The organism is Paenibacillus sp. HWE-109, assembly GCF_022163125.1.
Lineage (GTDB): Bacteria > Bacillota > Bacilli > Paenibacillales > NBRC-103111 > Paenibacillus_E.
The window spans coordinates 2,971,250-2,995,096 of sequence record NZ_CP091881.1; the positions used below are offsets into that span (position 1 = coordinate 2,971,250).

Genomic DNA, 23,847 nt, shown 5'->3' on the forward strand with positions numbered 1-23,847 from the left:
GATTATTGAACATACTTGACGAATAAACTTTCGAATCCTGCGTTAAACTGACAGTTACTTCATAAAAACAGGGAACAGCTTTTGCGGCAATCTGGTCCCTGTTTATTGTGCTAGAGTGCCCGTTAGTGCAATCATGTTTATCATATTCAGGTCCAAGTTATACTATTTCTAATTACTTTATAAAGTTAGGATAGAACCAATGTAAATCAAAGAATAATTTTTTTAATTTCCCGAACCCATCACTTCCATCAAACACTCTATTCCATTGTCTTTCCGCCTCATAAGTATCGATGTACCTAAATTCTAATTTATTACATTCTAATTGTCTTACTAATAGTTTAGGCCCTTCATAAGGATAATTCACTTCATTTTGTACGATATATAAATCACAAACTGAAGTCCATCCGTAAATATGATTCGAAAAATTTGAATCTCTGACAGAAACCACCAAGTTGTAAATACTTAAAAACTTGTTATCTTTACTACTTAGTCGTTCATAATCAGAACAAATATCATCCCAATTTCTTATCATAGTAGCTCTCCAAAAACAGTTTTTCATTCTCTACTAACCAAGTAAGACACAATCCGCGAGTTAGCGATGGATTGTTTTCACCACCGTGCTATCGTTCTCCGTTAGAATCACATATGATTATGTATCTTCTTACATTTTGGATAATAACATATCCTTTACATCCTCTAATGAGTACCCTGAAACTGTCGGCTTAACAATAATATGTATATGGTCCTTCAAGTAAGGTATCTTCCTAATTAACGGGAAATCAATAACTTTACACTTAAAGCCTTTTCTCGAATCATCGATTAACTCATCTCCAATTTCAAGGACATCATCAACAATGATTTGTCCATAAACAATGATACAATCCTTGAACTTAACATTAGTTTCAAGGATGCTTTTAATGACAAATGTATCCTTGACTACGATCTTCCCCATCTCGTCACATCCTAATATGACCCTGTATTATTTCCATATTATAAAAATGCTCAGTTGGATCAAAGACTTCCCTATCAGCATCCCCGTTGGTTTCCTCCATCTCATCGACGGACCAATGCTCCAAGTCCTCTTCTTCTTCATCACCATAAAAACTATCTGTATTGACAATAATATCATCGGTTTCGATAGTGATTTCTAGCGGCTCATTGACATCTAGCTGAAGATTAACAACATACGGATAGGAACTTTCAAATCGAACGCCATCTCCCCGCTCGTAGTCCCCGTCGGAGCCATACTGATGCTCGATATCAACATTACCACTTACTTGGACATCGATATGCTGATGATCAATTGACCTCACAATGATTTCCTCAATGTCGCTTCCTTCGACAATATAATGTGTAGACAACATGTCAACTTCAACCAATACGTCTTCAATTGTGGCCGATGAGATCGCTTTATGCAGAGATACTTCCAGCGCCTCAGAAACCATTTCTTTCAGTTCTTCGATGTCTTCAAAGAATCTATGTACAGCAGATAAAGTATCCTCCACAAGCTTGTTCCCGGTAACATGATCCACGTTAAACGTGCTTTTATTGTAGTGAACGTATATACTGAGTTCGTCTACCGCCTGTTGTGTTCTGTCTATGATAAATGACAGGTCCAGCTTAAGCACGTCGGTCACGAATTCATCCGAGAGTCCCCCACGAATCGCATACTGCATTTTTTCCGTTCTTTTAGGTGTCGTTCTTTTGCCATTGTTGTCGTCCCACCACCCACATAGCATGACACTTGAATTTGGAGCTAAACGATCGATGACATGATTAACTAGTTCCCTAATCCCTAAAGAGAAGAATGCGTAGCGTAATGGATTTGTTTCAGATGATAGTGCATCGAGCGATGCCGTAAACGCATCAACTTCCATTGTTCTCTTTAGATACTTTTGAATGACGTGTCTCGGCATTTGTTTCATGTCTTTAACCCACCTTATCTAGCATATTATTTTCATTGTCTACAACTTTATTTACCAGTCTACTTTATTTTCTCGGAACTGCTGCTGCCTTCCAGAAACGCAGGAACTTGAGCTGCAGCTGTTCGTGCTCACCGCCATCGCTTGCTGCCAGACTACAACTTTATTTTCCGAGTTTCACCGAACATCTACGGCAGTCGAGCTAACTCTTCTAAAATACAGTGCTTTACAAACCCTTCTAACACTTCAATGCATTCTCTTACAAAAGAAACGGCATTTTCTAGGTTACCACCATGAAAATTATCGTTTCGAATGGCATACAAACACATTAAAAGTGCTTCTTCCATGTTATTTGTCAACACAGGCTCAGGAAAGAGTCTTGGGCCGTGAGGGTATATATGCTCATCAACATAGTACGACAACTCAGTAGAAACATTTACTTTCCCTCTACCCTTTCTCACCTTCAAGTCAGCATTAATGAAAGAATTTAAGAAATGAATTCGTCCTGCCGTAATATTCATCAGATATGTTTTAGCAAACAACCGATTATTCATGTACATAATAATCTCAGCTTTTTCACCTTCCAGAGTACCACCCACTCTAGGATTAAAGTGAGAATTGGTTTCTAAATCATATAGTGAATTGTATGCTGTCCAAAGAGAACGATATTTGGCAATCATTTCATGATATCGAAGTCCAACTTCATTGCCGATACCATTAGCATTGTTCATCCAAAATAACGCCCTCTCAACGTTATCCTTTGTGCCCGTTGTTCGTACTCCCTTAATTTTGCTAACATCACCAAGCGACTTTTCAAAGGAAGAAATTTGAATTGGTACGGATGCTGAATCGTAATTAATTCGGTCAAATTCCATCGTTTCATATGTAGTTTCCACATGACAACACTCAAGACTTCTCTCAATTAATTTAAATCTCGTATTTCCTTTCTTTCTTACACGTATTAATCCATTGTTCCTACTTGATGTATTCGATAATAAAAGAGTATTAAAGATCCATTGTGTCAAATCATTAACTACATATTTGAATGCAGCAAAAGAGATACTAGGATCTGTCGGTAAGGTAAAAGTAGTAGTTGTTTGGCCTTTTACTGAGGTAGCCTGATTACCTTTTGTTTGAAATTCTAGCGAATTTAGCTCCGTGTTGTCACTACCTAACTTCGCGCACATTGCATTGGAGATAGATCCGTCGAATTCCACTCCTTCAAATTGCATTTCAAAATCGTAGACATAGTGTGACAATCTTAATTCCTCCTAATCTCAGGTGATTTTTCTTGGTTGATTAATTTTAAACAACTCAGTCCTGAAGTTCAAATAAGGTAACCCATTGTAAGAGGGGAAATAAATAGTAGACCGTGATATTAAAGCGGTTTGAAAAGATAACACACAAGCTAAATAAAATAGGTTTTAGACTGTTTGCAGCCCGGCTCACCGGCCACACAACCCCATCTCATCCCGGAAGCACCAGGAGCGTGAGCTGTAGTTGTTCTAGCCCGACCACCATCGCCGGCGCGCGCTAGTCAACAAATTTACTTTCTTCTGACAACCTCATTAATCCTATTATGGGTGAAAAATTGTAAGAGGAACAGGGTACAAGTATTACGAAGAACAGGAGCGCAGCAGATTTCTTTTTCAATGCGTTTGACCGGTCGAAAAAAAGAGGCGTTTTACTAAATATACTTTTAAATGACCGTTTTTGTCTCCTATACTCTTAATTACCGAGTATAAAGTGACAATAATAAGGCAATAACATTAATACTCCCCCTTCTATTTATCTGTGCTTTAATATATTCACAAAGACAAAAGGTGCGCTCATAAAAGGCAGCGCACCTAAATCTCATACGGGGGGACCAGCGGTACGAAACCCTAGAAACATATGAATAAACTATGTGCTCCTTTACACCGGCTGCTCTTACCCATTCACTAACTTCAAACTTCTTAAGGTGTAGGATCGGGCGAAAATTATATACATGCCTACCCTTGGTTTCAGCAGTAGCATCGCTGATTGACCAAGAGGAGTAACCCGCTCTTCGAGAGCTTTCTTCGTGCCTCTCGCCCGTGATACATAAGATATTCTCACTCCTAGTCCTCGCATATTTCAAGTAGACGTCACGTACTAGGTAAGAGGTGCAGAACCTCGCGGAGCTGTCTGGAAACATCTGTGACTTAACCCATAAGTTTGCCGTTTTGGAACGCATATGTTTTACATTCGCAGTAATATCACCTCGTCTAGCCAGCTTTTTCAAAGACCAACGAATCGTTGGAATCGCCAATCGACGGATAGGATTCGTTTCGGTGACAAACAATGCTTTACAAGTATCATTTCTGCTGTCCAGGTACCTCTTAAGCCAAACCTTACACTCCGTAGTAAAATAAACCTCTCTTTGTTTGGATCCTTTACCATTCACGATAGCGGAGCAGTTTTCCCAGTTGATGTCTTCAAGGTTTATTTTCTGAACTTCTCCAACGCGGCATCCAGTGCAGTATAGAAACTCTAATAAAGCATGCTCTCGATTAGAGTAATAGGAAATCTTAAGATGAATTACGTCCTCCTCAATCAGAAATTTCGGAATGCGTTTATCCATCTTTGGTTCTCTCAATTTAATAGAAGGATTCCGCGGGAGATGTCCCTCTTCAAATGCAAAACGAAAAAGGGAACGTGCAAAGCGAATGCGATGGCCTAAACTACTAGGTTTTAATCTCTCTGATACCCTAGCCAAATAGTCTTTAAGTAAGATTAGAGATATTTCCTCTAATTCAAGATCACCAATTACAAGAACTAACATCTTTAATTGTAGAGAGTATGCTTTCATTGTGTGTGGATTAAATCCCTAAATACGTTTATCAGCTTCATACAGCATCCACAGATCCTTTAAATTCATAATAAAAAACCCTCCCTAGTTTTGTTAACTCTAGATTTGCTAGAAATAGGAGGGTTTAATCTTATATTCCAATATTTAGCTATCGTTTACCGCAGTTTTAAAGAAGTTTTGCAAAAATAGGGATCATCTGACTGTGCAGCAAGCCGGTAATTCTTATTGAAGTAACGTACCCGTCCCTCAACGAAATTACCCAATCCACAGAATGGTATTTTCCGCTTTAAAAGCTAATGGTAACTTTTCAATAAGCAAATCAATCCTTGTCACCATATACTCCAAATCATTATTCTTCAGATTAGCATATGCCCAAGTTCTCAACTTTATTAGTTCCAAAAGTGTAGATTCTAATTGTTCTTTTTTTAATTCTACTCCATTCTGAATACCATGAATTTTTAACTCCTCAATAGCTGACTGCCAAAACTTTGTAAAGAATTCTTCACTAGAAATTGGTATTTCAAAACCTAGTTCAAATGAATTATCCTCTTGATTCATTCTAAACACACTTACAGACATTATTTAGCCTCCAAACTCCGCCGCGGTGAATTGGAGATAAATGATTAGGCTATCGTTTTCCGTTAGTTTCATCGTCTTTTGAAACCGATTGTGATTTCCCCGTCATGATAAAGTTCAATTACATATTTCGATGGGGATAAAAAATATACATCCGAACTAACTGCCAACAAATCATCAATTGCACTTATGGCTTTATGAAGTTGAGCTTGCAATACAGGGAAATCCCCATAACTCCAAAGAATGAATACATTTTCTTCAATTAGTTCCCCATATTTTTTAATAAGGATGGTCTCGATTTCATTTACATTTCCTACAACCATTTTGTAGTTTACATTTTCCCAATCAATTCTTGACCAAGGGGAAAATGGATAGTTTTCTCCGAGATAATCATATATTTCATCGCTTTTTTCTTTTGAATATATGTTAGTACCCTCTCCCAATGCATTAACACATTCCTCGAATAATACGCCAAACTCTTCTTTGTGTTTTAACTTCTGTTTATTGAGTAGTTGTTCCAGTCTCCACTTTCTATCCTGTTTCCCATTCACGTTGTCACCATTCCTCAAAAACGGCTAGCTTTACATTAACGTATCTCAGCGAACAGATGCTTCACTATCAGTTCCCCGTTAGTTCAATATTGCTTATTTAGTTACTAATTTATTGTAAACTCTCCACACAAAACATGAGCTTCATAGGATCTTTCCTTCAAGGGTACAAGTACTGGAGAAACAACCCGATAATTTCCTGATGGAATATTATTCGTATATTTACTTATATCGTATGTGTGTGTGATTTGAGTATGAGATTCAAAGCTTTTCTTTTCTTGAGAAAAGCCAACTGCTTTTTCGCGATATACGTCCTGCCAATTACCGTCAATTTTCTTTTGGATATAAAAACTATCTTCATACGTTAACTGTTTGTCTGTATCGTTTTTCCATGTAAAAATAATTTGCTTTGTATTAGGAGAATATGAAGATTCTTGTGGAATAACTGTAACGCCTTTTGCTGCGTTATTAGCAACATCTTTATAACTAGACGCTGTCGAAATGCTATTTCCAACCATTGGCTGAGAAAACTTCGCTTCAATTATTTTTATTTTGTATTTATTCCAAAGTTCATCCTCACTGATAATCCCGCTAGCAGTCGGGCTTGATATACTTACACGTCCTGGGTTATAACTTGTGTACTTTTTGTATCCTAAATAATATTGCGGATTCCCGAGATCATAATTTATGAATGTACCGCCCTGACCTTGAACAAAACCATCAAATAATGTAATGCTAAACTGTTCTTCATTAGACATTAATTTTTGTGTAATCTTTTCTCCGTTGGCTAAGTGCTCATCCCATTTTATATATTTTCCATGTCCCTCATCCATACCAATTCCGGCATAATCACAAATGATTGTATCGTCAATCATAAATTGTTTGCCATTTAATTCATAGGCCAAATGAAACGGAAATTCCCCATGTTTATTCATTGGTGTAGGTAGGTTGGGCTCTAAATAAATGCCTATGATTATCAGAAGCCAAGGTAAAATAAGAAATGATGCTATCGCAATTAGCAGTAACAACGGAATTCCGAGACCTAGTAATAATATTTTTTTGCTATTCATAAATCCTCCCTCACTAAGTTATTGAGCATAACTGCCAATTAACGTAATAGCGGCTGCTTTGCGGCAGCCGTTCAACTATCGTGTCCCGAGGGAGCTTAATGATGCGATGCAGTTAGGTGGTGCTGATGTGTCTGGGTGACTTATCTTCCGAGACCGATACGGCTTGTCCGCCGATTCGTGAACACATTGTTAGATGAAATTACTCAGTTACTCGCCTCGAAACATAACCCCGTTCGAGTTTTAGGTGAAAATCTTTTTTAATATCCCAACACCATATTCTTGAGGATAAAAACATACAGAAAGAATCACAGTTACTATTAATAACAACGCCAATGTAATAAATTTCGATGTTCCATTACGCTTTCTAAATTTAAATAAATATAAAAGGACAACCACACTATTTAAGAACGTATATATTTGGTAAATACACTATACGTCCTAGTCCTGTATTTGGAAAGTTCAGTATTAAGAGTGTAATTATAAGTATTGAAGGTGACATTGCAAGCAAATATATATCAGGTTTATTTCCTACCCAAAAGTTATTTAATTTAATTCTGGGCAATCCAAAAAAATGTTGTATTACAGTCAGAGCATTTGTGTGAATAAGGAATAATAAAAGGAATTAAAGTATTCTATTCTCCGTAGTCAATGACACCTGTAAAAAAGTAAAAATTCAAAAATAAGTAGATGGAAAGTAAGAGTCTTGTATGAAATGAACTCATCTGTTTGACGTTTATACTTTGACAATTAGAACAGTTCTTCATATTTCCACCTCTTGTTTATCATTGACAAAGCACAACATAAATCTACTTTCAATTAAATTATAGGATGTTTTGTTTTATTTCAGTAGTGCTATTTTTTTATAGTACCTGAACTTATTACCGCAGTATACTGCCCGTTACTTCAATGAAACAAGGGACAGCTGCCTAGCACGGCGATCTGTCCCTTGTTTTTGCACTATCGTTCAAGTTAAGTTTAATGTGGTAAATAACCGGAAGCGCAACACGTATGCGAAAAAATTAGGCCTTTACCTTCTAGATCCAGGATCCACCTCGAAGATCCTCTATCGGGCTGATAGTCGCAGCAGCACGCTGCGTACATAAGGTGTTAAGCGATGGTTCCTACATCTTGAATCTGCATTAAATACTTGTTCTTGAATGTCTCTTAATTAGAAACATCTCTACAAAGGGTAATAATATTGTAAATCCAGTAAGTGATAAGGCTAATATGAAGCCAATTAATAATTTTGTATATCCTAGAGATCCTCCATCAGCTAACATATAAACGGATGTTGTAAGAAAAATAAAAAGTACAAGTAGCTGTCTCAGTTTTCTCACCTTCCTCCACCTAATATCACTTATTCCAACCGTTGAAAAAAGTGATATCGCTAGAGGAAACGGTTCTGTTAATAAAAAGTGAAGATATTTCAATCCCTCATCGTGTGTTGACCAAGGAAAATTATAATCATCAGAATAAAGATATAAAACAATAAAAAGAGCTATTCCTAGAGATATGTAATATAGGAATGAGAGAAGAAGGTTCTTCAATGTTTTTACTCCTTTTCTCGGAACATTCGCCTATACTCGTAGACAAATAATTCTATCTAAGTTTATTTTCAAAAAAGTCCCCCAGCACCTTCGTGTTTACCACAATTTTACTGAAGCGACTCCCCACTAGATAGTACTATTTTTCTTTAGTACCTCACGGATACTATCTTGAAGTAATCTGCCCGTTAGCTCAAAAAAGACCGCCTTTCCCCGATTGTGATGGCTTCAGCAATGGCATACAATGAATATAAACCAACCCAGAAACTTTATCGGAAAGGACCGATCACTATGCAACTGAAGCTGAAAATTATCACGCTCAGCCTGTAAAAGATCTATTTGTCTTGTCCTTGGTGCCTTTTGCAGGCTGAGCCTCTAACCAAGGGGGCGTGATAATTTGAAACCGACACGAAAAAATCGAAACCAAGCATTCGTTCGACATCGACGAAAGGTAGCAATTGCGCGTAAAAAAAAGATTGCTAAACAAACGCACTGGCTTGTAACTAATGAGCAATACGGACGTTTGTCCAAAAACAAAGTGCATTGTTCTTGTTCGCTTTGCAGCGACAAAACTGCTTTAATTGGGTTTCCAAAATCCCAATTTAACCGCCTGCAAAGCCAAGCCGAAGAATTACGGGATTCTCAAAAGGGAGAGCATTAGTGCTCTCCCCCTTTTGTGTAAAAAGTTCTGGACTACCTCTTCATATTGAACTATCCGTATCCGTTAGTTCAATACAATATGATTTTCAGATATTTTGACTCGTGTGATTATTTCCCCATTTCAAGAACTTAATCCATATAAACTCATCAAAAACTGTTTCTTTATCAAGTTGATAATGTTCCCCAAGTTCTCTCCACTCGGAGAAATTAAACTCTCTAGGATACTTCCCTAGTTTGGTAAGTTCAATGAGAAGTCCTTCAAGTGCCATCTCATATTCACTGTGGTTGAAGTAATGCTCTACTTCTTTAATGTCCTCTACACTTAAGAGTTCCCTGGAGGAAATAATAAACTGCTTTAATAGGACATAAAAAGTATCCATTTTTTCACCTCAATATATAAATTCCCCATTCAACTCAGCTGCTTGTTACTTCAAAACAAGGAGCAGCTACCAGTGATTTGCCTCCTGTTTTCTCAACTAACGTTCCTCAGTTATCTTAACGCAGACTACTACCAGTTTGGTTTATATCATCTTCTTAACACACCTAATAAATGGAGTTATGGCAAAGCAATCCTCTAAGTCCTCACCTTCTAACGACCAATATAATATTGTATTTGTATGGATGGCTATATCTTTTAATAGTAGCTCCTTTGCTTTTCTCAATATTGGTTCACTAACATCACCTTTTTCAATAGCGTCATTGAGTGATTCAATAATTACGATCATTAAAGCAAATTTTTCTTCTTCGTTAAGAATTATACTTTCATAACAAGAAAGAAATTCATTTATTCTTGTATCATCTGCCACTTCATATTCCCAATCTTGGGTAAATGGGCCTGGTTTAGGTAAACTCAATTTTTTAACAAGACTTTCAATGGCTTCCCTAGTTACGTACTTGGGATAGTTGTCCATTAACTCCCCTCCTACTGGAATTCGTTTGGAATGAGAATATTCGGGTATAATGACACCCCTTTTGTTAGTAATTACTACCATTATTATACTTCACTTTTTGAGACAATCACCACGCTAAACTGCCCTTTAGTTTAATAAACAAAAGAGGAGCTGCCGTGACGCAGGCCCCTCAACTATCGTGTCCCGTTAGCGTAGCGATCATCTTATCTTTAGTAATAGAGAGTACGACAAATGAATATCTAAACAATAAACTCTATTTGTTCCGCTACGATTTCAAAAGAGGCATTATCTTCTTCATCCCAATTAACAAAGAGAAATTTACGAAAGGGTTCATTCTCTTTCATTTCACTTACGGAATAAAGCATCATTCCTATTGGTCTGTTAGAATTGATAGTTTGAACCCCATAAAATTTAACAACTACTACCTCTCCCTCACAGCTTCTTAAAGTTACAATAAGAATTGTGTTTTCCCAAAAAATTCCTTCAATTTTGCTATCATGAACTCTATAATCGCCTAAATAGCCTAGGAATTGGTCTTTCTCCTCCATAAATTGCTCCTTAATTCGCAAATGTATAATACTATGCAAGGTAGTTTACCACTAAGTGCTGAATAAACCGTCGGTTAGGTGAGCAAAGTGTCTCCAATCGGTATTGATTTATCGTTCTTCGTTAACGTAAGACATATGGACTTGTAATTACAAACCAATATATATGATCGGCAAGATCAATATTGTTCTCCGAGAGCCTGACCCTCCTGAGCAAATAAACTAATCTGATCAAAACGCTTTGACTTTAGAATACTTTTATTTAACTCTTGTATCTTTTCTATTAATTCATTGCTTTTTGAAAAAAGTTCTTTTTCAAAATCATTCCAAAGTATTGTCTCATTTATAATATTATTCCTCAATGCCTTTATGAATAGTTCTCTATCAGTAAGGATCGGTCTAACATCATGAATTTCTATTTTCAATTCACTAATTATAATTTTATTATCCTCTCGACTAAATTCAAGCCATGTCCAAGGATTTTCAATATATTTTAGCGCAACATAGTTAGTTTTTTTGAGCTGGTGATACACATCGATAAGAAATTCAAAATGTGTAAGTATTAATTCAGATTACATGCGTTTCGTCTCCAGCCTCATCTCTGGAGATAGGAAAGGCAGATATTCAATTCCATTTACCTTTATGGTAAAACAACCATAAATCTGATTATATTCTTTGTTAAAAGTCTGGAGGTCAATTACACGAAGTTTGGAAATATCATCATCAAAGATCTCATATCTAATTTCAAACATTAAGCACCACTCCAAGCTTTAACGGGATGTATCTATTTTACTATAATAATGGATTAAATTGTTGTCATTGTGATTGTTGCGTTAAACTGCCTATAGCTTAATAAGGCTGCCAATCAAATTTCGCGGCAGCCTCACTTATTTTGTTTAACTAACGTTCCCCGTAATCATTTGTTTACTCGGCTGTTAATGTTTTAATAATTGCAAATTGAAGACCTTAATAATCTCTGCATAGCCTACAATTCTAGATGCTTCTTGAATATTTATTGTTTTACCAACCCACAAAGTATTTGGATATGCTTCTGGAGAAATGAAGGTTATCGTACCCAGTACAGTCTCCCCCATTTCAACAATGTCTTTCTCATAATAATGGTGTGCCCCACTTGTTAGGTAATTGTCAGTGACCAGATGGTTAGGACGATAACCTGAGAACACAGGTCTTGTTCTTACGCCATTTTTTAAAAAAGTTATTTTTGCTTCTACATCTGGTACAGACATGTTCCATCACTCCTAGACCTTGTTCATTATCGTTTTCGTCTCTATCATATTTCTCTATACAAACTTAGTCTTCCTTTAATTATAAGTATCCTGCCCAATAGCTTAATGGCAAAAGGAGTAGCTGTCGCGGCAATCTGCTCCAGGTTTGTTTGAACTAACGTTCGCCGTCCCTCAATTCTACCCAATCTTTGAAGATTAAAAGAATTTCCCCTAAATTTTTAGGACCACCAAACCCTTCAAAGTACCCTTCTTTCAACCTACAATGTATCCAATCATGCTCGGTTCTTTCTTTGACCAAACCTTCAAATGGTTTGTTTTCTAAAGTAGTTTCTTGCAAGTTTATTTTTACACTCCAACCAGGATTATCAAGCGTTCCCATTTTCATTCCATAACAATGTTCCCAATCTCCATCACACTGTGATAAATACCAGTCTTCCAACCATTCTATTAAATTCAAATTGAAATCCCCCTGAACTATTTCATTTCAATTTTCCTTTACTTCAATGGAATCAAAAAGGAGTTGCCAAAGCGGCTCCTCAACTATCGTTATCCGTTAGCGCAATGACCAACACTTTTATTTATTAGTTGCCTCTAGGTTGGTCATTCGGTTCAGCTCATCGAAATGTGCTGTAACCGTCAGCTTAGCAGAAACACCCGTTAAACTGTCATTCGATTCAGAAACATTAAACCCCTTGTCTTTCAAATAAAAGAATAATGCTTTTCTGTGATTGAGTTCAAATCCCGTAATCAGTTGAGGAAATACAGTTAATACCGATTCGGGTTTTTCCAATAAACCTTCTTCTGCTACATCAATAGTAAAAAATGCTGTACCTACACCATAGTTGCCAGCATAATAAAAACGATTTTTAAACATTCCAGAAGCTATACATGCAATTATATGTCCTTCATTATCGGTCGCAGAGATTGTATTTTCTCTCAGTTCAGGAATGTTGTTCTTTATGCCATAAGCTTTCAATTGCATTGCTTGTGTCAAACTATCAGAGGAAATCTGTGCTTGAGCGTTTCCCCAAGCCCATAACCAAGTGTTTGATTGGTGCGAAACACTACCCAACATTTGAATAGGGAAAGTTAAATCATTACCAAAGGTCGCTGTTCCTGCACTCATATCAACATTCCAATCAAGGTTACTGACTAAATCGTTAATTGCTAATTGTTTCTCGAGAGCAATACCACTATATCACTCTAATAATTCTTGCAACGATGAAAAATTCTCAATATCTTGTAAATCTACGTTTCTTACTTCCTGCTCCAAAATTTTTTGTTTTTTTAGAAAATCGAATAATCCCACTCTGCCACCTACTTAATAAATTTAAATAGCACTTCTCATCCATAAATTACATGTTTCAATTCTGCATGTTCTTGCAAGAATCCTGCCCTTTAGTTGAACGGTGGCTTCAATAAGACACCCCCGCCGCTACAAATCTAAAAGTAACGACGGTAGAGTTCTCGCCGGCGTTCCCCGCGCAGTTGGGCATAAATCTGAGTGGTTGATGCTTTTTCATGTCCCAACATGCCTTGAATAAAATCTAATGGCGCTCCGTTATCTAGGAGCTGGCACGCGTAGGTATGACGAAAGCGATGAGGATATACATTTGCTTTGAGCTCTCCCCGATCAGCAAGCCGTTTTAATGCCCACCTGATCGTCGGAATAGCCATCCTTCTTGTTGGATGTGTATCGGTTACAAATAGGGCATTGCAGGAGTCCTCGCGGCTCGCGAGATACTTCTTCAACCAAACTTTACACTCGGTTGTAAAGTAAACTTCTCTTTGTTTTGAGCCCTTCCCATTTACGATTGCGGAGCAGTTCTCCCAATTCAGGTCTTCGATGTTTAACTTCTCCACCTCTCCAACCCGGCAGCCGGTACTGTAGAGAAACTCTAGAAGAGCCCTCTCTCTCAGAGACTGGCAAGAGATTTTCAAGTGAATGACATCCTCCTCGATCAAAAACTTAGGAATATGCTTTTCCATTTTGGGTTCGCGTAACTTCAAAGAAGGATTTGATGTTAAGTATGTTTCTTCATAAGCAAAGCGGAATAGGGAACGAACAAAACGTATACGATGTCCCAAGCTGCTGGGTTTCAACCGATCGGACTGCTTTGCCAAGCATTCCTTCAACAAGTTCAAAGTAATCTCTGAAATATCCAGGTCTCCTAGTTCTCTTACCAGCATCTTGAGCTGTAGGGCGTAGGCTTTCAATGTACTTGGACTAAACCCCTGGATACGTTTATCAGCTTCATACAGTCGCCATAACTCACTTAAAATCATAAATAAAACCTCCCATAAGAGCTATTAAATCTAGTTTGCTTCTTATGGAAAGTTTTAGACTGACTTTATTAACTGCGTTAGTTTAATGAATTAATGCGATGGGTTAAGTGTTAAGAAAATATCAGATCCCAAAGCTGCGATAAAACGCTCGGCAAATATTCCTGGGGATATACGACAACCGCCAATAATATGCTTAATAATATCGCTGCAATCCAAAATAAACATTTGAATGCCCTAGATTTTAGATTACGTGTGAAATTTAGAAGCAAAATAAAAAAAGTTATATTAAGGAATAATGTTACAGGAATACTCACAATTCTTCCAAGACCTGTATAAGGGAAGAACTCGACTAATAAAAACATGGTTGCAATACTCGGAATCATGGCTAAAAAGAAAATAGTTACTGACTTTTTCATGTGGTGTTCTCCTAAGGTTCCAATAGCTTGAGAAAACATTTGATTATGATGTATTCGCGAAATCGATTTAACTATTCTCCCGTTACTTCAACTGACAAAGGCAGCCGATCGTGTACCGGCTGCCTTCATGTCGTGATGAAACTATAGTTCTCCCGGTAGTTGAAAGACTCGTGCGTTCTTGATTCATGATGTTCTCTTGAAAAAACGGTAATACACATAAACGCTAATGAAATAAAATGGAAATAAAATTAGCCCAGCAAGAGCGTAATGAAAAGGGAAATACTGCTCCCCTTAGCTATGTCCCTTACGTGTATCTTTTCTCTTGTAAAACCTGTCTATGAGAAGGATTAAGATATGTACCATGGTTATAAGCACTGCCATCTGTATAGCCTTAATAAAACTAACCCCTACAAAATAATAAACCAGAAGCAAAATGGCACAAAAATAAAAAGCAATCCCTAGAATTGATTTCATTATATTTAGCCCTCCCTTAGCTTACTAATTTTACCACACCCCTCATCCTCCAGTATTGAGCCAAATCCCGTTAACGCAATGAGGCTGCCAATCATTTTCACGGCAGCCATGTGGTGTTTGTTTATTCAACTCTCGTTCTCCCTTTAGCGTAATAACTCAAAGCTATAGCACCAGTTAATCCAATAATGACTGATCAAACCATACATCTTCATAATCGTCGGCAATAAGAAATCTCCAACCTGGTCCCAATCCAAGATATTTTTTCAATTTTGGATCCCACTCATCTATATGCCTTACATGTATGGGGACAAAGTAATCAGGATCTTCTGGAAATACCTCGCCAGCCCAGATATACCAACCACATGTTCCATTTTCAGGCTTATGCCTTAGTCCATTAATCGGGAATAAATTATCTCTCATATTAAGAGCAATTCCCAGCTTTTCATTAAGATCACTTTCAAGAAAAGCAGCACCATATTTAACACAAATTACTTGTTGGGATTCAATCATTACTTACTGCACCTCATTTTCACTATCGTTCGCCGTTAGAGCTTAATCAAAAGCCTTATAACTGATTATATTTGTTTCTTATTTCTTCCTGAGAAAAACCACCCCAAGTCATCTCATATAAACAATGAGCAATGATATCTACCTGGTCTAATCCACCATCATCTACCCAATATCCTAGCCATTTCTCCCATGAATCGAAAGAAATGTTATATTTAATGCTATCATTTCTTTTTCGCCCGCTAACTGCCCAGTAATTATCTTCCGATACATCAGTCACTTCATAAATTTGAATAACAAGTTCCTCTGTGTTTTCCTCACTGCTTATAGTCAAAAGCTGATTAAACACGTAGTTATATTTTGATAATACTGTGGCTTCTTTCATATCAGGATAAAGCTCAGGCAATCTACCTTCTACGGATTCCCATTTAACCATATTCAAGAATTCTATTAAAGCTTTCATTATTCTCCCACCTTACCCGTGACAAGATAACTCCGCTACTTCCCCTTGTAATTCATCAATAAATTAAAACTATCCTTTCTATATACCTAACGAAGGGACTACCATACAGCAGCCCTTCTGTTGTTGAACTATCGTTACCCACACATTAATAAATTTCTAATGCTGTAAAAATAAAATAGTGTCTTCATGTGTAAATGCGGTAAGCCAACTATACGATAAGTCGAATAGATACGCATCTATCTCTAACCACGGCTCTATATTTTCAAAAAATATCTTAACATCATCTGTATTTGCCTTAAACATTTCCTTTTGTCTTTCCAAATAAAAAATTAGTTCTCCCTGTTCATTCCAGTTTATCGCGTTCTCAAAGGTTACTACTTGCGGCTTATTTCTTAATGAGTTCCATATTAAATGACCTCGCTGAATTTTTTCTACTACAGCAAATTCCCTAATGAGCCTTTTTAATATGATACTGGCATCGGAATGGTTCATTTTTTCCATACGTTTGCCCCCGTTAATTAAAAATATAATAAACTTTTGTTGCCCACACTACTTCCCGATAGTTGAGCAGGCTACCGGCGATGCTGAAAACTGTTCATAAGTTTGCTAATTTACCATTTAACTCAACTATCGTCTCCCGTTAGTTTAATTAATGCTTCGTTTTCAAACCCAGAAGAGATCACTTTTGGTTACTTTCAGGAAGAGCCCAAGCAATTAAAATAGTTACAATAAACCATGACGATGCCCCAACAATACTAGCACCTATGTTTTTATTTAAAAAATAGCTAACTACTGCCCAACTAACCCCACCAGCTAATCCTAATTTTACTGCTTTACGCATTCTGTACTGCATTACATTCCACCTTTCAGTGTTAATACCCGAACATGGTCTCGTATCTTTCATGCTTTATATTCATTCGCATGGTTTTTTCCATTTCCTGCCGTATTTCCACGGTAATCTGCTCGTTAGCACTACAGGCCAACGAGTTTATCACCGGCCTGTTTGATCTTTGTTATGAAGCTATCGTGTCCCGTTAGTGTAGCGAACCAAAGTTCAACTTTTTCTTGAAGCTCGATCAGCGTTAAAGCGATATAACTCAGTATTCATTACATAATCTCTTGCAGATACCATATTGTCGCTTTCAAACTCAAAAGATACTTTACCACCATCACTGAAAAGATGAAGATTACAAAATCCATATGGCCATGAAATAACGCACTCCCACAAATATTCATCAACATTATCTGTTCTAATACATTGCCAGTCCCTTCTAAATACTAGGTCTGAACCATCACAATTTTTGGCTACTTTCGTTAAATTGGACTCTTTTACATTATCATAAGCATAAACCTCTATATTGCCTCCAATTAGCTTGTCGATTTTTACGATACCCAATCCAGATACATACATATCTTCTGTCTCTGGTAGAGAACTATCAAACTTTTCGGAATGCTTCCATCTTGGTTCTAGTAGTAATGTAGCTCCCCAAACTTTGAACTCTAAACTAGAAGGAAGGTCATGCTGGCAATAAAAATCTATAATCTTAGCTTCTGTAAAATCAATTCTGTCAAAATTACCTTTAGTTAAATCAACAACATGGTTCATTCGTTCACCTCCAAGTTGTAATCTGATCTCTGTTTCTGAACTATCGTTTTCCGTTAGCTTTGTAATGATTCATTTATATAGCCAATTAATGCTCTTTATAATGTTAATTGGCAGACTCCCCGAGTCGTCGTTTTCTTCTTGAATATATAAGCAATCTTTTTCAGGGAAGGGTTCATTCCACCAGCCATGAATATAGGCGATTAAAGTTTGAGAGTTTTTTAATTCTATACAGACCAATGGGTCGAAACCTCTCTCATCATCATATTTCCAGGAAAAAAACAATTCAATTTCTTCAGGTCCCATCTTGCTAACCTCCGCATTAAGACTAAAAAATGTGCCTGCCGTCAATAGAAACCAACAGCTTTTTAATCTTAATTATTCGTCGAAACTTGCAGTCTTCCTGTTTAATCAATTGAACAAATCTGCCCGTTAGCGGGAAGAAGGGCTGCCGCGTGGCAGCCCTTCAATGTTTAACTATCGTGTCCCGTTAGCGTAACAAAATGGCCTAACATTTATGATACTGATCACCGTAATTGTATATAAGCACAAAGTTCATTTTGACCTAAGCCAATTAGTTAAGTGGTATTGATATTAGAAATGTAGTTAATCCTCCAATAAGAAACCCTAAACCCAAAAATTTTTTCCTAAGTTTAAACTGAAAAACGATCCAAAGCGTAATCCCTACAATGCCAAATAAAATTGAAGTAACAAATGCCTGTATTGCACCTTCATATCCAACGTTAAAGTCAAACTTAAAAAACATAGCTGCATATGGAAGGAAACTAACAAGGAAACCCAAGACAAAACTTAATATCGCTTTAATCTTATGACCACCAGATAAATATCCCATTTTCTCTCCCCTCTAACAATCCATAAAATTGTGCTTTCATCTTATATTTTCCAACAAATAAACTTTTCTAATTATTGCGATTAGTTTCTTAATCCTCGCTCTTGGAAAATGTTTTTGATCCGAACGATACCAAGGGTCTAATAACCTATCTATAACGTCTATTGCCCTTGAATTATTAAGTACATACTCTCTATCGCTATGTGATCTCCATTGCGACCAATAACTCCAGCGTCATTCGAGAAAATCTTCTTCAGTAAAATTCGTATCGTTTAAATCTATTTTTTTCAAGAGAATATAGAGGTTTTCTGGTGTAAAGGGATTTTCTAACATACTTTTTCACCCTATTTCAAATAAAATCATTCATTTATCCAGTTGGATTCATCATTAATCTTCTTATCACTTCAATTTTAACGCTTTCAGTTATTCCAGTTCTAAAATCAGTTTCCACAAGGAATGGCTCTAAGTCGCCCATTTTTTCTTCATCGTCAATAATTACGAAACTATCTACATCATTACAATCATCTAAGTAGGCATTAATTCCAGCCCCCCTAATTGTTTCATTATTGAAGGAGGGTGTAACACCTATTACGCAGTCTTCAATTCCATTAGCCCTAAATATTGACTGTAATTGGGATAATGTTCTTCCTTCTCTCCATGATGATGAAATGATGATTTTAGCCCCTGTGACATTGACTATCTCAATTAGATTTTAGACACAAGTCTTTTCAAATGTATGACCAAAATATTTATCACTGGGTATTAAAGAGTTTGTTGTAACCAATACTCCATCAATGTCTAAAAAGATTAACTTCAAACCATCCACCCCAATACATCATCATTCCAATTCCCTTTTATACTCTCCTTCTGCGACAGACTCAATCTGCAAAAGTACACATAGTAATTCGTGGATTAATTACACTATCCTCCCGTTACTTCAAAGGAAAACGGCACCCAAACGTGTGCCGGCTGCCGTCATGTGATGGTTGAAGTTTTGTTCCCCGTTAGTTCAAAGATTTACTAGCCATTCTTATGTAATAGATGCTCCGCTTTTTCTTGAACCATTTGCGGATTTATTTTTTTAGTCAGGGATTTCTACAGCTATGTGACATACCCTACCTAGAAGGATAGCATATTGCGATTGGTTATTTTATGAATCCAGAGCTTGATTCTCTAAGTCTATACTTTAGAAATTGTGCTTTTAAGATCATTAATCAATTTACTGAAATCATTATTCAATTCCTCAACATCAATTTCTTCTTCATTTAAGAAAACTAACCTGTAATTATCAAGCTCATCTAATAGTAGCAAGACTTCATCTTTCAATTCTGTGAATCTCAACCAGAACGAGCTCTTTACTTGGCTAAGGGAATATATCATTTCCCCATCATAAAGTTCCCCAACAGTTGGATTTATTCTAATTCTTTTAATAGCTTCAGGAATAATATAAAAAGGATGATAATTCTGTCTTAAAAGCTTTGCTACATCCTCATCCAGTAAGTGTTTAACTTTCGTATTAAGTATTTTTCCAAACCATTTAGACATTGAAGAACTTTCATCTACAACATACTCATCAGTAAATCCTTCGATCTCTGCGATCTTATTAATTGTTAGTTCACTATAATCATTTATCATAAAGCCTCCTCAGATTACCCACCTTTAGGTAAGCAGCTGCCGCGGCAATCTGCTCCCTGGTTTATTGTGCTATAGTTCCCCGAGGGAGTTTAGCGACGACATCTGTTAATTAAGTACGGAAGAGAATATCTATATCCCCATCTACAAATCCAATTCCAATTGCAGATGCACTTTTGAGGAGGTTTGTATACTCTCCTTCTTTAAGATAACGTTCTACTAACATCGTAATGTGATTTAAACCTTGTTCCCAATGTTGAATATCTTCGGTTCTGTTTATGTAGCAAATAACTTCTTCCGAATTAAAATAGTCGGTACAAGCCCAGTCTGAGTCATTTTCATTGAATTCCTCTGAACCAATTAATTGTATATGGTATGTATCATCTGAACCTTCATATAAGTTAAAATTGAATGCTTTTATTCCTACAGGGATGTCTTTTACTAGAATCTGATTTAACCAATTTGAAAACAATCTATAATTCTCCATATACATTCCCCCATTATTAAATTATGATGTTATATCGTGAAGTTATACATTTCAACTATCCTCCCTTTAGTTCAACGAAAAAGCAGCCTATCATTCTGGCCGGCTGCCGCGAAGTTTTGTACGTTCTCCGTTAGTGTAATACGCTAAATTAAATTTCCGATTTTGTGACAATATTAATGTCCCAATAAATAGAATTTCAGCTATTGGCAAACAATACAAAAAAAGCTGGAGGACTATAAATGATCAATAAACATCTTACTTTACTAAGTCTTTTCGTTTCTTTGCTAATTCCTACTGAAGACTACGCAGTAGCATCCCCACGAGAAAAACTCCTGGAAGAAGCATTAATAATGCAACTCCATTCACAAATTCAATCAAGCTTGAAAGAGCATTTTCAAGAAAATCCTATTCAGTATGACTGTGAGCATATTAGTGAAATAAGAATGATCAATCTTCCATCAGGGACTGAGTATTTAGAAGGGGGGACAGCGTTTGAGATAACCGTCGAACTTCGAAAGAAAGATACTTCAGGCGATAAGCTAGTCCATCTCAAACTAAGTAACGAGAAAACAGCCATAACATATGCACTTGTTAGTATTAAAAATGACGCAGTACCTAAGGGGTTCCAATGCTCAAAAATATCTCCTTAATGCTTTTTTGCCAAATGAAAGGTTGATGCAGCTTCCTCATCAGCTATCGTTATCCGTTAGATTAACGAGTAATATAATTGGTTTATGAATATTTTAATAAGCAAAATGACCAAAACTGCGAGCCAGCCGAAAAAGAAAGACCTAAACACGCACTTAACATTTGTTTCCCGAAACTTCTTCTTTCATCTGATATCTTGATCGTTAAGATATAACCTATAAATATTAAAAAGAATAAAGTCCAAAAGATACTCTGGAATAAAAAGATGCCCCGCCGAATAAAAATGATGCTAGAATAAAATAAATTATGGATTTTTTCTTGTTCATTTTTCACCTTTGATTTTTTTATGGCTTTATCCCCCACTGTGTATCTCAGCAACTAGAGATTACAATAAATAAGTGTTCCATTTCTTCTCCACGTTATCCTCACAGTTACTTCAATGAAAAAGAGAACTGCTGCCGGCAGCGGCGATCTGCTCCCTGGTTACTCAATTATCATCTCTCGTTAGCGGAATTATTGGGGCCTTTAACGGATTAACGAGTAAATTTATATAGTCATTAACTAAGATTGCTTAGTGGGAAGCTCTTCAATTGACTTGTAGATAAGTTTTTGTTTATTTGGTAATTCCATATCTCTATGAAAGTGACCAAAATACCACTTTTTATAAGATAAGCGTTCTTTTATTTGCTCAAAGTAATCACTTAACTGATCCTCATGAATACCAGTATTATTAGATTCATTTAGTATCTGCAAGGTCGATGTAGGACACATATGCGTGATTACGAAGTCAACCTCCCATTTATGGCGCTCTAGATTCTTAATTCCTTCATGATACTCTTCTAGTGATGGCATCTCTTCTGGCCACCAATTAACATTCTCTTTTCGATACTCTTTGTCGTGAGATTGAGCTCCACCAAAAGTAAATATCTTGTATCCCTTAATAGTAAAGATCTGACCTCGCATTAAATGTATAATGCTTTCACTTATTCGATGTACGTTTCCACCATTCCAATTCTCTACAGGGTAAGAATTTAGCAACTGGAAATTCTCATGATTTCCGTCAATAAATAAAGTACTAAAGTTTTTTCGAGCTAACCATTTCCTCCAATATAATTCATCATTTTTATTGTCCCATACAAGTCCAAAATCTCCAGCAATTATTACGAAGTCATCTTTACTTAAATCTCTATTTATGGGAAATCGCTTGGAATTCAATTTACCAATATCTATATACCCATGAAGATCACCAGTTACATACAACGTAATTCACTTCCTTGGAGAAATCTCAATTTAGTAACTAACAGTTTATTCTCCACTCAACACGGGTTTCCTTTATTTGTAACTATCCTGCCCGTTACTTCAACAGACAACGGCAGCCGGTCTTAATTGAACTATAGTTTCATGTTAGTTGAATGAAAAATGTCAAAACACCGTTGGATCATCAATAACTAACCACATATTTTCTTCATCATACCCAATAACTTTTCCTATTACTTTGTGTCGTGGATAAAGATTTTCTGGTTTTGTGCTATCTTTACACTTTTTGTAATCAGCCAAACCAATTTCGTCTTCCTAATGCTTACAATTACACCTTGAGGATAAAACACTTCAATTATGCCTTCAACTTCTAATCCGATAGGAAATCTTCCTTTTGTTACGTTCCATTTATCAATAAGTCCATCTCTATATTCATTCCATATATCATAAAATTGTTTTTCGCTAATTTCAGAACCACCGTACTGTATAATTTCATTTGCATCTAATAGCCCCTCGGCTAAATAAAAATGATGCTCTTCATCTTTTCGGTTGGATGCTATGTACTTGTTTGGTGTTACCACAATCTGTTTTGTTGCATAGCCATCATCAATTTTTATATATGTAGTGCCTCCAATAAATTGCTCGTCCCACCTGAAATAGCATTTCATAAAGTTCACCCTTTCCAAGTCCTTTTTACCACAATAATACCATTTCTTATTAAACCAAACTGTCCGTTAGCTAAGCAGGCTGCCGATGATTCGGCAGCCTGTTGTTGGTGATCTGTCAGGATTCGGATAATAAGTGCTGTACTTGAGATTTAGCTTCCGCTTGGCATTCACTCACATTTTTATAATGCTAAGAACCTCGCTTCCTTCTCGTCAACCTTCATCTTGCAATACGGACACCATGCCCAAACTTTATTGCGTTTCATGCCGATTTTGGTTGCTTCATCCGACAATTCCTCAAGGTTGTCAGAGCAAACCTTTTCGTATGAGTTAGTTCGACGACCCTCATCGCACTCTGATCGAAGATAAAAGCAGCTAGCCAAGTGCATCTTGTCCGATGTCGCATTCTCTTCATACACGTTCAACACTAAGCCTTCTGGATTCTTCGCGAACCAATTCTCGTAACCAACATCGTCCTTGAAAAAACGGTGAATCATGGATTTCTCTCCCATCGTTACGGATTGTTTGCTATCGATTCGGAAAGTTGATTCTGTTAATAGCATTCGCCAAATGGTTAAACTTTCCTGCCCATTACTTCAGCGATCGGGAGTAGATCATCGCGGGGATAATTATTTCCCTCGACAAAAGGGTCAAGTTCTTGTCGCCCGTCCACAAAAGGGTTAAGTTCTTGTCTTTCATGCGCGAC

Annotated in this window: 32 protein-coding genes; 2 read left to right on the forward strand and 30 right to left on the reverse strand. The window is 36.7% G+C overall.

What is annotated here, in order from left to right; genetic code table 11:
* Positions 1 to 172: 172 nt before the first annotated feature.
* The 8 genes from LOZ80_RS12060 to LOZ80_RS12095 form a co-directional block, all read right to left on the reverse strand.
* The gene (locus LOZ80_RS12060) at positions 173 to 532 is read right to left on the reverse strand and encodes a hypothetical protein (protein WP_238171666.1); all 360 of its coding nucleotides are present in this window, start codon (positions 530 to 532) and stop codon (positions 173 to 175) included.
* A gap of 129 nt (positions 533 to 661) precedes the next feature.
* Complete coding sequence (locus LOZ80_RS12065; protein WP_238171667.1) at positions 662 to 952, reverse strand: hypothetical protein; 291 nt, start codon at positions 950 to 952, stop codon at positions 662 to 664.
* 4 nt (positions 953 to 956) lie between these two features.
* Positions 957 to 1,925, reverse strand: a complete 969-nt coding sequence (locus LOZ80_RS12070) for a pPIWI-associating nuclease domain-containing protein (protein WP_238171668.1) — start codon at positions 1,923 to 1,925, stop codon at positions 957 to 959.
* Between the two features lie 185 nt (positions 1,926 to 2,110).
* The gene (locus LOZ80_RS12075; RefSeq protein WP_238171669.1) at positions 2,111 to 3,181 is read right to left on the reverse strand and encodes a hypothetical protein; all 1,071 of its coding nucleotides are present in this window, start codon (positions 3,179 to 3,181) and stop codon (positions 2,111 to 2,113) included.
* Positions 3,182 to 3,654: 473 nt separating this feature from the next.
* Positions 3,655 to 4,752, reverse strand: a complete 1,098-nt coding sequence (locus tag LOZ80_RS12080; protein WP_337951017.1) for a tyrosine-type recombinase/integrase — start codon at positions 4,750 to 4,752, stop codon at positions 3,655 to 3,657.
* 255 nt (positions 4,753 to 5,007) lie between these two features.
* Positions 5,008 to 5,331: a hypothetical protein gene (locus LOZ80_RS12085; protein ID WP_238171671.1), complete on the reverse strand. Its 324-nt coding sequence runs from the start codon at positions 5,329 to 5,331 to the stop codon at positions 5,008 to 5,010.
* Between the two features lie 68 nt (positions 5,332 to 5,399).
* Positions 5,400 to 5,879, reverse strand: a complete 480-nt coding sequence (locus LOZ80_RS12090) for a CDI toxin immunity protein (RefSeq protein ID WP_238171672.1) — start codon at positions 5,877 to 5,879, stop codon at positions 5,400 to 5,402.
* Positions 5,880 to 5,983: 104 nt separating this feature from the next.
* Positions 5,984 to 6,946 (reverse strand): immunoglobulin-like domain-containing protein, encoded by a 963-nt coding sequence (locus LOZ80_RS12095; protein WP_238171673.1) that lies wholly within the window; start codon positions 6,944 to 6,946, stop codon positions 5,984 to 5,986.
* 1,941 nt (positions 6,947 to 8,887) lie between these two features.
* Here LOZ80_RS12095 and LOZ80_RS12100 point away from each other — a divergent pair.
* Positions 8,888 to 9,151 carry a hypothetical protein gene (locus LOZ80_RS12100; RefSeq protein WP_238171674.1) on the forward strand — a complete coding sequence of 88 codons (264 nt, stop codon included), beginning with the start codon at positions 8,888 to 8,890 and terminating at the stop codon, positions 9,149 to 9,151.
* A gap of 85 nt (positions 9,152 to 9,236) precedes the next feature.
* Here LOZ80_RS12100 and LOZ80_RS12105 read toward each other — a convergent pair whose 3' ends face one another.
* The 19 genes from LOZ80_RS12105 to LOZ80_RS12195 form a co-directional block, all read right to left on the reverse strand.
* The gene (locus LOZ80_RS12105; RefSeq protein WP_238171675.1) at positions 9,237 to 9,530 is read right to left on the reverse strand and encodes a hypothetical protein; all 294 of its coding nucleotides are present in this window, start codon (positions 9,528 to 9,530) and stop codon (positions 9,237 to 9,239) included.
* A gap of 141 nt (positions 9,531 to 9,671) precedes the next feature.
* The gene (locus LOZ80_RS12110) at positions 9,672 to 10,061 is read right to left on the reverse strand and encodes a hypothetical protein (RefSeq protein WP_238171676.1); all 390 of its coding nucleotides are present in this window, start codon (positions 10,059 to 10,061) and stop codon (positions 9,672 to 9,674) included.
* 239 nt (positions 10,062 to 10,300) lie between these two features.
* Positions 10,301 to 10,609, reverse strand: coding sequence for a hypothetical protein (locus tag LOZ80_RS12115; RefSeq protein WP_238171677.1), 309 nt, complete (start codon positions 10,607 to 10,609; stop codon positions 10,301 to 10,303).
* Positions 10,610 to 10,785: 176 nt separating this feature from the next.
* On the reverse strand, positions 10,786 to 11,139 hold the full coding sequence (locus LOZ80_RS12120) for a hypothetical protein (RefSeq protein WP_238171678.1): 354 nt from the start codon (positions 11,137 to 11,139) through the stop codon (positions 10,786 to 10,788).
* Positions 11,140 to 11,541: 402 nt separating this feature from the next.
* Positions 11,542 to 11,853 carry a hypothetical protein gene (locus tag LOZ80_RS12125; RefSeq protein ID WP_238171679.1) on the reverse strand — a complete coding sequence of 104 codons (312 nt, stop codon included), beginning with the start codon at positions 11,851 to 11,853 and terminating at the stop codon, positions 11,542 to 11,544.
* A gap of 154 nt (positions 11,854 to 12,007) precedes the next feature.
* Positions 12,008 to 12,310, reverse strand: a complete 303-nt coding sequence (locus tag LOZ80_RS12130; protein ID WP_238171680.1) for an immunity 53 family protein — start codon at positions 12,308 to 12,310, stop codon at positions 12,008 to 12,010.
* A 117-nt stretch (positions 12,311 to 12,427) separates the two neighbouring features.
* On the reverse strand, positions 12,428 to 13,042 hold the full coding sequence (locus LOZ80_RS12135; RefSeq protein ID WP_337951034.1) for a DUF6882 domain-containing protein: 615 nt from the start codon (positions 13,040 to 13,042) through the stop codon (positions 12,428 to 12,430).
* A gap of 254 nt (positions 13,043 to 13,296) precedes the next feature.
* Positions 13,297 to 14,139: a tyrosine-type recombinase/integrase gene (locus tag LOZ80_RS12140; RefSeq protein WP_238171682.1), complete on the reverse strand. Its 843-nt coding sequence runs from the start codon at positions 14,137 to 14,139 to the stop codon at positions 13,297 to 13,299.
* A gap of 110 nt (positions 14,140 to 14,249) precedes the next feature.
* Positions 14,250 to 14,555 (reverse strand): hypothetical protein, encoded by a 306-nt coding sequence (locus LOZ80_RS12145; protein WP_238171683.1) that lies wholly within the window; start codon positions 14,553 to 14,555, stop codon positions 14,250 to 14,252.
* A gap of 648 nt (positions 14,556 to 15,203) precedes the next feature.
* Entirely contained in the window at positions 15,204 to 15,539 is a 336-nt protein-coding gene (locus LOZ80_RS12150) for an immunity protein Imm33 domain-containing protein (RefSeq protein WP_443147022.1), read from the reverse strand.
* Between the two features lie 55 nt (positions 15,540 to 15,594).
* Positions 15,595 to 15,999 carry a DUF6557 family protein gene (locus tag LOZ80_RS12155; RefSeq protein WP_238171684.1) on the reverse strand — a complete coding sequence of 135 codons (405 nt, stop codon included), beginning with the start codon at positions 15,997 to 15,999 and terminating at the stop codon, positions 15,595 to 15,597.
* Positions 16,000 to 16,155: 156 nt separating this feature from the next.
* Positions 16,156 to 16,500 (reverse strand): hypothetical protein, encoded by a 345-nt coding sequence (locus tag LOZ80_RS12160; RefSeq protein ID WP_238171685.1) that lies wholly within the window; start codon positions 16,498 to 16,500, stop codon positions 16,156 to 16,158.
* Positions 16,501 to 16,678: 178 nt separating this feature from the next.
* Positions 16,679 to 16,852: a hypothetical protein gene (locus LOZ80_RS12165; protein WP_238171686.1), complete on the reverse strand. Its 174-nt coding sequence runs from the start codon at positions 16,850 to 16,852 to the stop codon at positions 16,679 to 16,681.
* Positions 16,853 to 17,053: 201 nt separating this feature from the next.
* Entirely contained in the window at positions 17,054 to 17,605 is a 552-nt protein-coding gene (locus tag LOZ80_RS12170) for a hypothetical protein (protein ID WP_238171687.1), read from the reverse strand.
* A 69-nt stretch (positions 17,606 to 17,674) separates the two neighbouring features.
* Positions 17,675 to 17,908, reverse strand: a complete 234-nt coding sequence (locus LOZ80_RS12175) for a hypothetical protein (protein ID WP_238171688.1) — start codon at positions 17,906 to 17,908, stop codon at positions 17,675 to 17,677.
* Positions 17,909 to 18,176: 268 nt separating this feature from the next.
* Positions 18,177 to 18,455: a hypothetical protein gene (locus LOZ80_RS12180; protein WP_238171689.1), complete on the reverse strand. Its 279-nt coding sequence runs from the start codon at positions 18,453 to 18,455 to the stop codon at positions 18,177 to 18,179.
* Positions 18,456 to 18,819: 364 nt separating this feature from the next.
* Complete coding sequence (locus tag LOZ80_RS12185) at positions 18,820 to 19,158, reverse strand: HAD domain-containing protein (protein ID WP_337951035.1); 339 nt, start codon at positions 19,156 to 19,158, stop codon at positions 18,820 to 18,822.
* A 473-nt stretch (positions 19,159 to 19,631) separates the two neighbouring features.
* Positions 19,632 to 20,087, reverse strand: a complete 456-nt coding sequence (locus LOZ80_RS12190) for a contact-dependent growth inhibition system immunity protein (protein ID WP_238171690.1) — start codon at positions 20,085 to 20,087, stop codon at positions 19,632 to 19,634.
* 109 nt (positions 20,088 to 20,196) lie between these two features.
* Positions 20,197 to 20,571: a hypothetical protein gene (locus LOZ80_RS12195; RefSeq protein ID WP_238171691.1), complete on the reverse strand. Its 375-nt coding sequence runs from the start codon at positions 20,569 to 20,571 to the stop codon at positions 20,197 to 20,199.
* Positions 20,572 to 20,810: 239 nt separating this feature from the next.
* On the opposite strand from LOZ80_RS12195, the gene LOZ80_RS12200 reads away from it, so the two are divergent.
* Positions 20,811 to 21,221: a hypothetical protein gene (locus tag LOZ80_RS12200; RefSeq protein WP_238171692.1), complete on the forward strand. Its 411-nt coding sequence runs from the start codon at positions 20,811 to 20,813 to the stop codon at positions 21,219 to 21,221.
* A 559-nt stretch (positions 21,222 to 21,780) separates the two neighbouring features.
* Here LOZ80_RS12200 and LOZ80_RS12205 read toward each other — a convergent pair.
* The 3 genes from LOZ80_RS12205 to LOZ80_RS12215 all read right to left on the reverse strand — a co-directional run bounded on the left by LOZ80_RS12205 (position 21,781) and on the right by LOZ80_RS12215 (position 23,638).
* On the reverse strand, positions 21,781 to 22,479 hold the full coding sequence (locus tag LOZ80_RS12205; protein WP_238171693.1) for a metallophosphoesterase family protein: 699 nt from the start codon (positions 22,477 to 22,479) through the stop codon (positions 21,781 to 21,783).
* Positions 22,480 to 22,709: 230 nt separating this feature from the next.
* Positions 22,710 to 23,153, reverse strand: coding sequence for a hypothetical protein (locus LOZ80_RS12210; protein ID WP_238171694.1), 444 nt, complete (start codon positions 23,151 to 23,153; stop codon positions 22,710 to 22,712).
* 170 nt (positions 23,154 to 23,323) lie between these two features.
* Complete coding sequence (locus LOZ80_RS12215) at positions 23,324 to 23,638, reverse strand: hypothetical protein (protein ID WP_238171695.1); 315 nt, start codon at positions 23,636 to 23,638, stop codon at positions 23,324 to 23,326.
* Positions 23,639 to 23,847: the final 209 nt, after the last annotated feature.

What these genes read in the sequence shown, in the direction of transcription:
- LOZ80_RS12060 (WP_238171666.1), bottom strand. Translation starts at nt 532, where the DNA reads ATGATAAGAAATTGGGATGATATTTGTTCTGATTATGAACGACTAAGT.
- LOZ80_RS12065 (WP_238171667.1), bottom strand. Translation starts at nt 952, where the DNA reads ATGGGGAAGATCGTAGTCAAGGATACATTTGTCATTAAAAGCATCCTT.
- LOZ80_RS12070 (WP_238171668.1), bottom strand. Translation starts at nt 1,925, where the DNA reads ATGAAACAAATGCCGAGACACGTCATTCAAAAGTATCTAAAGAGAACA.
- LOZ80_RS12080 (WP_337951017.1), bottom strand. Translation starts at nt 4,752, where the DNA reads ATGAAAGCATACTCTCTACAATTAAAGATGTTAGTTCTTGTAATTGGT.
- LOZ80_RS12085 (WP_238171671.1), bottom strand. Translation starts at nt 5,331, where the DNA reads ATGTCTGTAAGTGTGTTTAGAATGAATCAAGAGGATAATTCATTTGAA.
- LOZ80_RS12095 (WP_238171673.1), bottom strand. Translation starts at nt 6,946, where the DNA reads ATGAATAGCAAAAAAATATTATTACTAGGTCTCGGAATTCCGTTGTTA.
- LOZ80_RS12105 (WP_238171675.1), bottom strand. Translation starts at nt 9,530, where the DNA reads ATGGATACTTTTTATGTCCTATTAAAGCAGTTTATTATTTCCTCCAGG.
- LOZ80_RS12110 (WP_238171676.1), bottom strand. Translation starts at nt 10,061, where the DNA reads ATGGACAACTATCCCAAGTACGTAACTAGGGAAGCCATTGAAAGTCTT.
- LOZ80_RS12115 (WP_238171677.1), bottom strand. Translation starts at nt 10,609, where the DNA reads ATGGAGGAGAAAGACCAATTCCTAGGCTATTTAGGCGATTATAGAGTT.
- LOZ80_RS12125 (WP_238171679.1), bottom strand. Translation starts at nt 11,853, where the DNA reads ATGTCTGTACCAGATGTAGAAGCAAAAATAACTTTTTTAAAAAATGGC.
- LOZ80_RS12140 (WP_238171682.1), bottom strand. Translation starts at nt 14,139, where the DNA reads ATGATTTTAAGTGAGTTATGGCGACTGTATGAAGCTGATAAACGTATC.
- LOZ80_RS12145 (WP_238171683.1), bottom strand. Translation starts at nt 14,555, where the DNA reads ATGAAAAAGTCAGTAACTATTTTCTTTTTAGCCATGATTCCGAGTATT.
- LOZ80_RS12150 (WP_443147022.1), bottom strand. Translation starts at nt 15,539, where the DNA reads ATGATTGAATCCCAACAAGTAATTTGTGTTAAATATGGTGCTGCTTTT.
- LOZ80_RS12155 (WP_238171684.1), bottom strand. Translation starts at nt 15,999, where the DNA reads ATGAAAGCTTTAATAGAATTCTTGAATATGGTTAAATGGGAATCCGTA.
- LOZ80_RS12160 (WP_238171685.1), bottom strand. Translation starts at nt 16,500, where the DNA reads ATGGAAAAAATGAACCATTCCGATGCCAGTATCATATTAAAAAGGCTC.
- LOZ80_RS12165 (WP_238171686.1), bottom strand. Translation starts at nt 16,852, where the DNA reads ATGCAGTACAGAATGCGTAAAGCAGTAAAATTAGGATTAGCTGGTGGG.
- LOZ80_RS12170 (WP_238171687.1), bottom strand. Translation starts at nt 17,605, where the DNA reads ATGAACCATGTTGTTGATTTAACTAAAGGTAATTTTGACAGAATTGAT.
- LOZ80_RS12175 (WP_238171688.1), bottom strand. Translation starts at nt 17,908, where the DNA reads ATGGGACCTGAAGAAATTGAATTGTTTTTTTCCTGGAAATATGATGAT.
- LOZ80_RS12180 (WP_238171689.1), bottom strand. Translation starts at nt 18,455, where the DNA reads ATGGGATATTTATCTGGTGGTCATAAGATTAAAGCGATATTAAGTTTT.
- LOZ80_RS12190 (WP_238171690.1), bottom strand. Translation starts at nt 20,087, where the DNA reads ATGATAAATGATTATAGTGAACTAACAATTAATAAGATCGCAGAGATC.
- LOZ80_RS12195 (WP_238171691.1), bottom strand. Translation starts at nt 20,571, where the DNA reads ATGGAGAATTATAGATTGTTTTCAAATTGGTTAAATCAGATTCTAGTA.
- LOZ80_RS12200 (WP_238171692.1), top strand. Translation starts at nt 20,811, where the DNA reads ATGATCAATAAACATCTTACTTTACTAAGTCTTTTCGTTTCTTTGCTA.
- LOZ80_RS12215 (WP_238171695.1), bottom strand. Translation starts at nt 23,638, where the DNA reads ATGATTCACCGTTTTTTCAAGGACGATGTTGGTTACGAGAATTGGTTC.